At 58.0% G+C, this 12,103-nt stretch carries 8 protein-coding genes; 2 read left to right on the plus strand and 6 right to left on the minus strand.

The window, feature by feature from the left end:
- The first annotated feature begins 274 nt into the window (after window positions 1-274).
- Window positions 275-4,933: a hypothetical protein gene (locus tag ACM6IO_RS00435; protein WP_414910709.1), complete on the plus strand. Its 4,659-nt coding sequence runs from the start codon at window positions 275-277 to the stop codon at window positions 4,931-4,933.
- Window positions 4,934-4,947: 14 nt separating this feature from the next.
- On the opposite strand, the gene ACM6IO_RS00440 is transcribed toward ACM6IO_RS00435, so the two are convergent.
- The 5 genes from ACM6IO_RS00440 to ACM6IO_RS00460 form a co-directional block, all read right to left on the minus strand.
- Window positions 4,948-6,765 (minus strand): ABC transporter ATP-binding protein, encoded by a 1,818-nt coding sequence (locus ACM6IO_RS00440; protein ID WP_008040921.1) that lies wholly within the window; start codon window positions 6,763-6,765, stop codon window positions 4,948-4,950.
- Complete coding sequence (locus ACM6IO_RS00445; RefSeq protein WP_414910710.1) at window positions 6,758-7,396, minus strand: DsbA family protein; 639 nt, start codon at window positions 7,394-7,396, stop codon at window positions 6,758-6,760. The genes ACM6IO_RS00440 and ACM6IO_RS00445 overlap by 8 nt, the downstream gene beginning before the upstream one ends.
- Before the next feature lie 3 nt (window positions 7,397-7,399).
- The gene (locus ACM6IO_RS00450; protein ID WP_008035679.1) at window positions 7,400-8,341 is read right to left on the minus strand and encodes a rhodanese-related sulfurtransferase; all 942 of its coding nucleotides are present in this window, start codon (window positions 8,339-8,341) and stop codon (window positions 7,400-7,402) included.
- A 184-nt stretch (window positions 8,342-8,525) separates the two neighbouring features.
- Window positions 8,526-8,822 carry a BolA family protein gene (locus tag ACM6IO_RS00455; RefSeq protein ID WP_008035680.1) on the minus strand — a complete coding sequence of 99 codons (297 nt, stop codon included), beginning with the start codon at window positions 8,820-8,822 and terminating at the stop codon, window positions 8,526-8,528.
- Between the two features lie 12 nt (window positions 8,823-8,834).
- Window positions 8,835-9,365, minus strand: a complete 531-nt coding sequence (locus ACM6IO_RS00460; protein ID WP_008035681.1) for a DUF2059 domain-containing protein — start codon at window positions 9,363-9,365, stop codon at window positions 8,835-8,837.
- A 192-nt stretch (window positions 9,366-9,557) separates the two neighbouring features.
- Here ACM6IO_RS00460 and ACM6IO_RS00465 point away from each other — a divergent pair, with 192 nt between their 5' ends.
- Window positions 9,558-10,952 carry a class II fumarate hydratase gene (locus tag ACM6IO_RS00465; protein ID WP_032829261.1) on the plus strand — a complete coding sequence of 465 codons (1,395 nt, stop codon included), beginning with the start codon at window positions 9,558-9,560 and terminating at the stop codon, window positions 10,950-10,952.
- A 144-nt stretch (window positions 10,953-11,096) separates the two neighbouring features.
- Here ACM6IO_RS00465 and ACM6IO_RS00470 read toward each other — a convergent pair whose 3' ends face one another.
- A complete protein-coding gene (locus ACM6IO_RS00470; RefSeq protein WP_414910711.1) occupies window positions 11,097-12,056 on the minus strand; it encodes a DMT family transporter in 960 nt (319 codons plus the stop codon).
- Window positions 12,057-12,103 lie beyond the last annotated feature (47 nt).

Here is a 12,103-nt window from a genome sequence, read left to right on the forward strand (position 1 = left end):
GCACTGCCAGATCATCATCCAACGTGATCGCTACAGCTAGACTAGGGTGCGTTCTCGATCCCGGCAAGCGAGAAGCCCTTTCTATGGGCAAGTGCCGGTAAATAACGGTTTTCAGTGAGAGGCGGACACACCTCGCGACACAGTTCCTGGAGAAAAGCCGCCATCACCTAACTATGTACCGCTCTCTCCTGTTTGTTTTCGCTTGAAATCGGCCAACGACGCCATCGCACCAGAGCGATGCGCAGATCAACCGATAATCAAGAGAAGCAATTACATGCAATCGAACACTTCAAACCCACCGTCACCCTCCGAGGCTGAGTTACATGCAGGCCAACTGGAGGATTACGAACTTCTGCTCGCGGCCTTGCGCGAAACACCGGTAAACATTCTATGGCCCGTCTTGCCACTAAAACCTTATTCACCACTCACCAAGGTGAGCGCAGATGGATTAAAAGCGTTGTGGCAAGTGCTGCGCGATCGGGATTACATCGATATGTGCACAAAACTTGAAATAAAGCACGGCGATCTGTCCGTTGCGTTCAAGGAGGGCAAGTATGTCTATCAGGCCTGGAAGAACACAGGACATAAAGTCACGCTGGAGTTGACCGAGCACGCCAAATGGCAGCCGCTGAAACTGCGGATTGAGCGGGCAGCAGCATTACTGGGCGGAGTGTTGAATTCAAACCGCACCATTGGCTTAGAAAGAATGTGCGTCTTTTACGGTATTGCATTGACGTCGAGAGACCCGCAAATAGTTCAGGTCACGATAAAGGTCGTTCAGGACAGGATCGCCAGCCATCGTTTGAGACTGGAGGACGAGTTTGAAGCCCTTGATCTGAAGTCCCCTCCCACAGAAAAGGACCTGGAAACGTTCGCGACTATCCAACAAGCATTTCCTGACACTCCAGTCGATACGCAGTTACTCCATAGCGGCCAGGTCCGCGGCGAAATAGTCGATGCGGTTAATCAATTTCTGCCGGAGAGCGTTACTTCACCGCTGGCGTACCTTGCCAAGGACGTTCTTTCTACTGCAACGATTGAACAAGTGCGCGCGACGCCGAGTGTATACCTCGAAAAAATCCTGCAGAGCGCGGAGGCTCAAAAACTAGGAAACACCTTACTGACGACAATGGATTGGTACGGAGGAAAAACCGGTGAAGAGACTTCGCCTTACATCCGTACCAGACTGATAGCCAATGCGCTGCAGTATTGGCTTTGTGCACAGACCCTGGATTCCAGCGATTTGATCGCCGGGTACAACTGGCGAAGTCGTTCGAACTGGGGAAAGAGCTACCAGGCAATCCGCGAGGCATTTGAATCCCATTTACTCACGTCAAAACTGGCATCGTCGGACAAAGAGGCCGTAGTCATTTCGCGATTGTTTTTGTCCCGGTTCCCCTTTGAGTTTCGTGTCCGGGACATTCCGGCAGATCTCGCTTACCGGAGCACGGTTGTCTGGGTCAACTTCCTCAACGGAGTCAATTTCGTCAAATCCGTCTCCCCCGAATTGCTGGACAGACTGAGCTTCCAGCAGTTGGTCAACTTGCCCATGTACCGAGCCGAAGTGGCAACCACGGAAGAATTGAACCTCCTCAGTTTCACCAGACTGCTTCCGACCCTGGATTGGGCTGTCACCCAAGGTTTCGTTTCGCAAAAAGACCTCAAGGACTACACACAAGCCGACATCGAACGAGCCTGCTCCGAACTGGAAAAACACTCGAACGAGGTCAATCAAGCGGTTATCCGAATCAATGAAGAGCCACCCAAACGGCTGGCCATCGCCAAGGCTGAAATCCAAACGCTGTTCGGAAACGAAGCGTTCAATACCGACGGGCGCAAACTGGCCAGGCATGACGAGTTGGCTTCGATCGGCTTTCGCGATCCACCGCCACTCAGGGGTAAGGAATACAAGTACTACTCGTTCACCGATGTCTTGGCGTCCGGCATGTTCGACGATCAGAAAATATGGTTTGTGACTGAAGCCGACGGCGAGACCTTAAGTACACAATGGGTCAGGATGGACAAGGACCGGTACTTAATAGCCGATCGGCCTTGGCCGGCTCCCGGCCCTAGCTTAGAAGGCCGTCAAAAAGTCCTGCCTCCGTTTACCAAAATCCCCGATATCCCTGCGCTGTTTGACGACGCCTTCAAGCGGCATCTGGAAAAGATCACAACGGCCTACCAGACATTGATCAGAACGCTGTTAACTTCACTTCCGCATGCCGACCGCCTGGCGCTGGAGATGGGTGAAGTCAAGATTTACAGCCTGCGCAAAGAAACCCGCAAAGTCGCCGCCAAAGACGAAACGCCCGAAATTACGTTGCCGCTCAGAGCGCGCAACGGCGTGATACTGCAAGCGACCCAAACAAATGAGCCCACCGGGGACGAAGCCGCCGTTTCCGTCAGCACTTTTTACGAGCTTCTCCCGAAAGCCGGGGTGATACGTCGCCTCGAAAATTTTGATGCGACGTTGTTGACTCCCCGAATCGGGGCGATGGCAACCACCTCCAATGGGGCCTATGTCGATGTTATCCGCGACCGGCATTTACCCTTCGACTGGGACGCACATTCGACCGGTACCCTGCCCAAGGCAACAGCCTTCTGCGAAGCCATCATCGATCAGCTGCCGCCGACTATCAGCGCAAGTTCAGGGGTTACAGAGCAACATCGACGTGCCCCATTGACCCTGTCGTCCAGCCGTTCACTGGCGATCAGCCGACACATTGCGACCGAACTACTGTTTGTTGACCCGCAAGAGTTGCGCACGTTTGCGAAGGGGCAGACCAAGTTTGAACTTGAGGAAGCTCAACGTAAAAAGATATTCACGATCGCAAAGATGTTTGTACCGTTCTGGGGTCCTGTCGAAGACTTGATGTCAGGTGACAAGAACCGCATCGCGCTGGGGATAGTCGGCCTGTTTTTTGACGTGATTTCGTTCGCGATCCCCATCGGAAAATTCGCCACGGGTTCGGTACGACTGATCAGCACCGCAGGCCGGCTGGCCACACGCACAACGCTTCCATCATTTACAACGCTGACAAAAACGTTGCTGGTATCGACGTTGAGAGCATTGAACCCGCTTGAGATTATTCCGGCGCTGCTCAAAATCCTGGGTAAATCGGTGCGATACATTTATAAAACTGTCACGTTCGAATTTAACGAACTCGTGGGGAAAATCCGCTACTACGAGTACGTGCGCAGCTTGCCTCAGTTGAGTGATGCCGGGCGCTGGAAGCCTGCAACGCTGGGAGATCAGTTAGCCAGCATCAAAGACCTGCATGATGTGCCAATTCGCAACATCGGCGCCTCTGGCAAGACCGACTTGCGCCTGGTCGATCCATTGTCCTCCAAGCCCTATGGCCCGTCGTTGACCACCCGCGCCAGTGACTTCTCGCCCGGGCAATCGCACTACAGCACCCTGGAAAGCCGCAACCAACAATCAGTTGTGGAGCTAGCCAAGACTCGCCACGTACGCGAAGTGCTTGAAGTGGACGGCCGAACCACGCTGTTCATCGATGACGTACCGTACCGGCTGGAGGGTGACACGCTACGCCGCGCTGACTTGATTGACACGAGTGATTCGCTGAAGGCGATACCTTGCCGGCCACGTCGCGCACCGGGAGCAGACGTGTGCACGACCCGCTATGTGACACGAGCCCCGGCCCCGACACCCGCGGTTGGCACCTTCGATGAAACCAAAGGATGGGCCACCTGGTTTGGCGACAGCATTTACACACCTGGCACTGCGGGCGCCCCCCTGACAAAGGCTTCGCTGGCCACTCACACAACACTCGACGCGACGATGGAGTTCCGCAAAGGCATTTACGGGCGTGTCAGAGTCAACGTGACCGAAAAAGGTGTGACCGATACCTTCCACTCCGGTGCCATCATCGTGGACTCCGTAGACGGTTCGAAACGGTATGTTTTCACACGTCTTGATGCGGGGGATTTTTACGTTGCCGAACTGGCAAAAGGGCAAAGCCTGCGTAACGCACTGACTTTCAAGCAAGCGTCAACCTTGCCCGCCGAACTGCGGCACGAGTTGATGGTGGTGTACACCGGCTCGTTGAATGCCAACAACATGGCGAGGATTTACGGTGTGACTCTCGTTGAGCGCGCCATCAAAGCGATGGACAGAATCGCCATACCTATCGGCGGCCACACCAATCCGCCCAATACACTCAAGTTGATCAAGGTCGATACCAGCCCCGGCGAGGCCGTGCTGTTCGATCACTCGACCAGAATGATCGTCAGGCACTCCACCGATGGCGCAACGACCTGGTCGGCGTCCAGGTATGCTCCGGAAAGTGTCCGTGAAACGACAGCGAAAGTATTCAATGCACTGTTTCAGAGACCCGCCATCACCCTGGAACCGGCGGTTCTGGGTGGGCCCAGGGCGTTGAAAATCGATGGCGCCATGCTGGAATTACAGCAACGCATCAGCAACATTCATAAGAGTGAATTGGGCAAGCTGCGCAATGTTGCATTCGCGGAAATCAAGACAAGACAGGGCATTCGGGAGGTTTATGTCAGCGTTTCCGGCAGACAGGGTGACACCGCTTACCTGCCATTGTTTGAGAGAAACAGAGGCTTGGGAGAGGTGATCGACGAAGGTACGAGTTACTTCAACATCGATCACGGTGCCAACTTCCCTCAGACATCGCTGAAAGTCTCCGCTTCTGGCAAGTTGCGAGCGATTCCGCACACGATCAAAGACATCGAGAAATACACCCCCGAACTCACCCAACGCCCTACTTCACTGGACACCGAGAGCAAACTCATCAGCGTCATACGCCAGAAATATCCTGACCCTCAGGAGCTTGAGTCCATCACCATCGCCACCACCCTGCCCCCCTGCGACTCGTGCTCAGTCGTCATGAAGCAATTCGGTTATGACGGCAATCCCGAGGCGTTGAACGTGATCTGGGGTTAACCGCGAGGCACTGATCAGTGCTGCTGCAAATGCCCGTACAGCTTGGCGTACAAACCACCCTCGGCAATCAGTTGCTGATGGTCGCCATCCTCGGCAATTTGCCCGCCGTCGAATACCAGCACCCGGTCGGCCTGTTTAACGGCGGACAACCGGTGCGCAATGATCAGCGTGGTGCGGTGGCTCAGGAACCGCGCCAGTGCCTGGTGCAGGTTGTATTCGGTGGCGGCATCCAGCGCTGAAGTGGCCTCGTCGAGGATCACCACTTTCGGTTCGGCCAGCACCATCCGAGCAATCGCCAGGCGTTGGCGCTGACCGCCGGACAAGCGCACGCCGGAACGTCCGACGATACTGTCCAGGCCGTTGGGCAATTCCCGAACCGTGTTGTGCAGCTGCGCAATTTCCAGCGCCTGCCAGCAGGCCTCGTCGCTGCGCTCACGGCCCATGGTCAGGTTGGCGCGGATGGTGTCGTTGAACAGCGCCGGATGCTGCAGGACCACCGCTACGTTTTCACGCACCGTTTCCAGGCCGATGTCCTGCTGGGTCGAACCGCCGAAGCGGATCGTCCCGGCCAGTGGCGTATACAAGCCCAGCAGCAATTGCACCAACGTACTTTTGCCGCCGCCACTGGCGCCGACAATCGCTACTTTTTCACCGGGAGCGATGGACAGGTTCATCTGGTTCAACACCAGTTCGTCACCGTAACCGAAACTCAATCCCTGGACTTCGATACCCACGGTTTCGCGACCGTTGAACGGGTCGACACCGCCCGGGTACTCAGGCTCATCGGCCCTTGCCAACAACTCATTGATTCGCGACAGCGCACCACCGGCGGCGTAATAGGCGTATTGCAGATTCAGCAGCTGTTCCACCGGACCGATCATGAACCACAAGTAACTGAACACCGCGAGCATCTGGCCGATGGACAGGTCGGAAAACAATACGGTGAGCATCGCCGCGGCGCGGAAAATATCGATGCCGAACTGGAACAGCAAACCGCTGGCCCGGTTCGAGGCATCGGTTTTCCACTGGGAGTTCACCGCGTAATCGCGCACCTCCCGCGCACGTTGGCCGAGACGCCCGAGGAAAAAGCCCTGACGATTGCCGGCACGCACTTCCTGGATGGCATCGAGGGTTTCGGTCAACGCTTGAGTGAAGCGCGAGGTGCTGTCGTTCTCGAGTTTTTTCAGGTGCTTGACCCGCTTGCCCAGCAGCACCGTGGCATAGATCACCAGCGGGTTGAACAGCATGATCAGCAGCGCCAGCTTCCAGTGCATCCAGATCAGGATGCTCGCGGTGCCGATCAGGGTCAGCATGGCCACGAGGAACCGGCTGAGGGTTTCGCCGACGAATTTGTCCACCGTGTCCAGGTCAGTAACCAGGTGCGTGGTTACCGTGCCGCTGCCCAGGCTTTCGTATTCGCCCAGCGAGATGCGCTTGAGGCGCTCGATCAGCCGCAGGCGGATGCGGTACACGATGTCTTTGGCCAATGCCGCGAACAACTTGGCCTGCACCACGTTGAACAACAAGGCACCGCAGCGCAGCAACAAGGTCACCAGCAGCATCAGGCCGATGTAGCCCGCCGCTTTCTGCCAGCCTTCGGGCAGTGCGTGGTTCATGACTTTCAGCGCTGCGTCGCCATGGCCCAGCAGCACTTCGTCCACCAGCAAGGGCAAGAGCAAAGGAATCGGCACGCTGCACAACGTCGCCAGCACGGCCACGCCGTTGGCGATCCACAGGGATTTCTTGTGATGCAGGGCCAGGCGGCGGATTTCCGCCCAGCTCAGACGGTCGACACGTGCAGCGGTTGGGGCGTCGTCAGGCAGATCATGCACAGGCAGCGCGCTCCAGCCAGCGGCCGAGCAGCGGTGACAATACGCTGAGAGGCTGATAGCCATTGGTCAACAACGCCAATTGACCATCACGCTCTGCCAGCAAGGTGGGGAAACCGGCGATGCCGAGGTCCTGCACCCAAGTGAAATCGGCCGCAGTCGCGGCATGTTGATCGGCGCGATCGAACGCGGCTGCGAACTCGATGCGCGGCAAACCGGCTTGCTCCGCCAGTTCCACCAGCACACTGGCGTGGGTGACATCGCGCCCTTCTGCGTAAAACGCATGCTGGATCAGACCAAGCAGTTTCCACGCGCAATCCGGCGCCAGGCTGCGCGCCGTCACCAACGCCCGACAGGCCGGCTCGGTGTCGTACACAAAACCGTCGGGCAATGCGCCTTCGATCTTGAACGGTTGACCGGTGGCCTCGGTGACCGCCTGCCAATGTTCAAGAATGTAGCGCCGGGTGGTCGGCTCCAGCGCCGAACCACTGCCGGTGCGCAAACCGCCCACAATCAAATGCACGTCCACACCCGCCGCCTGCGCCTGCTTGACCAACGCATTGGCCACCGGCGCAAAGCCCCAGCACCAGGAACACATCGGGTCCATCACATAGAGCAGGCGGCGTGCAGACATGGTTCAAGCCTCGGAAGGGGTTTGCTTGTAGTTGTAGCCGATCGGGTGCGGCATGTTGCGAGCCTTGGCCAGTTCGATCTGCTTCTGCCGATCGATGGCACTGCGACGGGTCTTCTCGCTCAGCTTATCCCAGCAATGCGGGCAGCTGATGCCGGCCACATAGTGCTCGGACGCGCGGTCTTCAACACTAACCGGTGTACGACAGGCGTGACATTGATCGTAGTCACCTTCACTGAGGTCATGACGAACGGTCACGCGGTTATCGAACACGAAGCAGTCGCCCTGCCACTTGGTTTCTTCCTGCGGCACCTCTTCGAGGTACTTCAGGATGCCGCCCTTGAGGTGGTAGACCTCATCGAAACCCTGGCTGAGCATGTAACTCGAAGCCTTTTCACAACGAATGCCGCCGGTGCAGAACATCGCGACTTTCTTGTGCACGGCCGGGTCGAAGTTGGCTTTGATGTAGTCGGGGAATTCGCGAAAACTGGTGGTTTTCGGATCGATGGCGCCTTCGAAGGTGCCGATCGAGACTTCGTAATCGTTGCGGGTGTCGATCAACAGTACTTCCGGATCGCTGATCAGCGCGTTCCAGTTCTCTGGATCAACGTAGGTGCCGACCTTTTTGTTCGGGTCCACGCCTTCGACGCCGAGGGTGACGATTTCTTTCTTGAGTTTGACTTTGGTGCGATAGAACGGCTGATCATCGCAGTACGACTCTTTGTGGTCGATGTCGTCCATGCGCGGGTCGTTCTTGAGCCAGGCCATCAGCCCGTCGATGCCTTCACGGCTGCCGGACACGGTGCCGTTGATGCCTTCTTCGGCGATCAGCAGCGTGCCTTTGATGCCGTTGTCGACCATGGCCTGCAGCAGCGGCTCGCGCAGGTCGACGTAGTTTTCCAGGGTGACGAACTTATACAGTGCCGCCACGACAATCTGTTGTGTCATGGGTGATTCTCCAGGTGGCTACCCTCGTAAGGGGTGAACCGGATGCGAAAAAAAACGCGCCGGGTAAGCGGCGCGTTGCGGATTCTAGCAAAAATAAACGCTCCTCTGTAGGAGCCGGCTTGCCGGCGATGGCAATCTCGAGGACGCCATCGCCGGCGAGCCGGCTCCTACAAGGGGCGGGACATCAATGCGAGCCGCCAGCACAGGTCGGCGAGGCCGGAGCCGTGTCGATCTGTGCCCATTCCTCAGGCGTGTAGGTATGCAGCGCCAACGCATGGAACTCGCCCATCAGCTCGCCGAGCGTGCCGTAGACTTTCTGGTGACGCTTGACGCGGTTGAGCCCTTCGAACTGCTGGCTGACCACCACGGCCTTGTAATGGGTCTGCAACCCACGACTGTGCATATGGCTTTCATCCAGCACTTGCAGGTGCTCGGGCTGTAACAGCCCCAGCGTCGATTCGATGCGTTGTTGCATGGTCATACCGAACTCCGCTTAAGGCTTTTTCTTGGCAGCAGGTGCAGCGGCGTTAGCCTTAGGGTCCAGCTCGTTGGTCATGTCAGCCAACAGCTTGTTGACCACTGGCACGGCGCTTTCGAGCTTGGCCTGGGTCATCTGGGCCGATTGCTGGGTCAGCTGCGGCATTTTTTCCAGGACTTTCTTGCCCAGTGGCGACTGGTAGAACGCGACCAGGTCTTTGAGCTCGGATTCGCTGAAGTTGGAGGTGTACAGCTTGACCATGTCCGGCTTCAGCTTGTTCCAGCCAATGGCTTGGTCCAGAGCGGCGTTGGCTTTGGCCTGGTAGGTTTCCAGCAAGGCTTTTTTCGATTCAGGGGCTTTGGTCTGTTCAAAGCGCTGAGCGAACATTTGCTGCACTTGCATGTACACCGGAGTGCCCAATTTGTCAGCGTGCGCCAGGGTCAGGAAAGCTTCGGCACTGGCGTTGTGGCTGGCGGTATCGGCAAAAACAGGGCCGCTGGCGCAAACCAGTGCAACCGCGGTACAGATGGCACGAAGACGAGTCATCGAGTTTCCTTTTCTAGCAGGCGAGGTAAAACCCCAAGGGCGTCCATTCTGCGCCTAAAAAAGTGTGTCGCTCAACCCCAAGCCTTGTCGTGCCTGAATTAGAGGGGTTGAATGGTCAAAATACTGACCGATGGAACCACGGCCGGCGATCACGGCCTAAACTGCGCTATCAGACTGACAGGAGTGTGCATGATGAGCCGTATCGAAACCGACAGCCTTGGCCAGGTGGAAGTGCCGGATGAGGCCTACTGGGGCGCTCAGACGCAACGCTCGCTGATTAACTTCGCCATCGGCAACGAGCGCATGCCGCTGGCGGTGCTGCATGGGCTGGCGCTGATCAAGAAAGCCGCGGCGCGGGTCAATGACCGCAACGGCGATCTGCCCGCCGACATCGCCCGGCTGATCGAACAGGCCGCCGACGAAGTGCTCGACGGCAAACACGACGACCAGTTCCCGCTGGTGGTCTGGCAGACCGGCAGCGGCACCCAGAGCAACATGAACGTCAACGAAGTGATCGCCGGGCGCGCCAACGAACTGGCCGGCAACCCGCGCGGCGGCAAGGTGCCGGTGCACCCCAACGATCACGTCAACCGCTCGCAGAGCTCCAACGACTGCTTCCCCACCGCGATGCACATCGCCGCCGCGCAGGCGGTGCAGAACCATTTGCTGCCGGCGATCAGCGAACTGTCGGGCGGTCTGGCCGAGCTGTCCGCGCGACACATGAAGCTGGTGAAGACCGGCCGCACCCACATGATGGATGCGACGCCGATCACCTTCGGCCAGGAACTCTCGGCGTACATCGCGCAACTGGATTACGCCGAACGGGCGATCCGCAGCGCCTTGCCCGATGTGTGTGAACTGGCCCAGGGCGGCACCGCCGTCGGCACCGGGCTGAATTCGCCGCACGGTTTTGGCGAAGCGATTGCCTCCGAGCTGGCTGCGCTCTCCGGCCTGCCGTTTGTCACCGCACCGAACAAATTCGCCGCATTGGCAGGGCATGAACCGCTGACCACGCTGTCCGGCGCACTGAAAACCCTCGCCGTGACCCTGATGAAAATCGCCAACGACCTGCGCTTGCTGGGTTCCGGGCCACGCGCAGGTTTCGCCGAAGTGAAATTGCCGGCCAACGAACCCGGCAGTTCGATCATGCCCGGCAAGGTCAACCCGACTCAGTGCGAAGCCCTGTCGATGCTCGCGTGCCAGGTGTTGGGCAACGACGTGGCCATCGGCTTCGCCGCGAGTCAGGGGCATCTGCAACTGAACGTGTTCAAACCGGTGATCATCCACAACCTGCTGCAATCGATCCGCTTGCTGGGCGATGGCTGCAGCAACTTCCAGCAGCATTGCATCGCTGGCCTGGAACCGGATGCCGAGAAAATGGCCGAGCATCTGGAGCGTGGGTTGATGCTGGTGACGGCGCTGAACCCGCATATCGGTTACGACAAGTCGGCGGAAATTGCCAAGAAGGCCTATGCCGAAGGGCTGACGTTGCGGGAGGCGGCGTTGCAGTTGGGGTATCTGACCGATGAACAGTTTGATGCGTGGGTAAGGCCGGAGAATATGCTGGAGGCTGGGGCCAAGGGCTGAGTATGCGGTGACTGTTAGTCAGTCTTCGCGGGCAAGTCGGATCGCCGCCCGCTCGCTCCTACAAGTTATGTGTCGGTCGCAGATTTTGTGATCGACACAAACCTTGTAGGAGCGAGGCTTGCCCGCGAAGAACGATAACGCGGTCTAACTGGCCGCCATCCGAACCTTCCGCGCCTTGAGCCCCGCAATCAACGAAGGCCCCAACGCCACCAGCGCCGACCCCAGCACCACCAGCACCGCCCCGCCATACCCCAGGCCATTGATCGTTTCGGCATGCACATACTCCGGCCATAACCAGGCCGCCATGGCCACCGCCGCGAACGTCACCAACGGCGTGATCGCCAGCGTTGCACTCACCCGCGAGGCTTCCCAGTGCGCCAGCGCTTCGGCAAATGCGCCATACGCAATCAGGGTGTTCATGCAGCAGGCCAGCAACAGCCAGCCTTGCAGCGGATTCAGTTGCAGCGCTTCCAGCGGGTGCACCCACGGGGTCAGCAACAACCCGCAGAACAGGTAAATCACCATCATCACCTGCAACGAATTCCACACCGTCAGCAACTGCTTCTGCCCCAGGGCATAGAACGTCCAGACCGTGGACGCCAACAACACCAGCAGCACACCCGCCGTGTAGTCGCTCAGCGAGGTGAACAACTCAAGCAGACGCTGGTTGAAAAACAGTCCGAAACCGATCAGCAACACCAGCAGGCCAATCCCCTGCCCCACGCTGAAGCGTTCCTTGAACACAAACAGGCTGGCGATCAGCAACATGATCGGGCCCATCTGCACCACCAATTGCGCCGTGCCAGGACTGAGCAGGTTCAAGCCCATCAAGTACAGGACGTAGTTGCCCACCAGACCGAGCACCGCCATCACCACCAGCCAGCCACCGCGCGGGCCGAGCACTTTGCGGCTCGGCAGGCGTCGGGTCGCTGCCAGATAAATGAACAGGCAGCCGCCGGACACCATCAGGCGAAACCAGGTCACCGTGACCGGGTCCATCACCAGCAGCACTTGCTTGAGCTTGATCGGCAGGATTCCCCACAAAAACGCAGTCAACAAGGCCAGGAACAAACCATAAACCCAGCGACCCGATGAAATGTGCATGCGTACCTCAAAGCCAGATGGCAAGAGCCGTCATTCTAGGCTCAGCG

This window comes from Pseudomonas sp. IT-P44 (assembly GCF_949768225.1).
GTDB classification, from domain to species: Bacteria; Pseudomonadota; Gammaproteobacteria; order Pseudomonadales; family Pseudomonadaceae; genus Aquipseudomonas; species Aquipseudomonas migulae.

Excerpts from the sequence above, each read along its gene's own strand:
- ACM6IO_RS00455 (WP_008035680.1), bottom strand. The coding sequence starts at position 8,822 with ATGACCATGCAACAACGCATCGAATCGACGCTGGGGCTGTTACAGCCC.
- ACM6IO_RS00465 (WP_032829261.1), top strand. The coding sequence starts at position 9,558 with ATGAGCCGTATCGAAACCGACAGCCTTGGCCAGGTGGAAGTGCCGGAT.
- ACM6IO_RS00450 (WP_008035679.1), bottom strand. The coding sequence starts at position 8,341 with ATGACACAACAGATTGTCGTGGCGGCACTGTATAAGTTCGTCACCCTG.
- ACM6IO_RS00435 (WP_414910709.1), top strand. The coding sequence starts at position 275 with ATGCAATCGAACACTTCAAACCCACCGTCACCCTCCGAGGCTGAGTTA.
- ACM6IO_RS00470 (WP_414910711.1), bottom strand. The coding sequence starts at position 12,056 with ATGCACATTTCATCGGGTCGCTGGGTTTATGGTTTGTTCCTGGCCTTG.
- ACM6IO_RS00460 (WP_008035681.1), bottom strand. The coding sequence starts at position 9,365 with ATGACTCGTCTTCGTGCCATCTGTACCGCGGTTGCACTGGTTTGCGCC.
- ACM6IO_RS00445 (WP_414910710.1), bottom strand. The coding sequence starts at position 7,396 with ATGTCTGCACGCCGCCTGCTCTATGTGATGGACCCGATGTGTTCCTGG.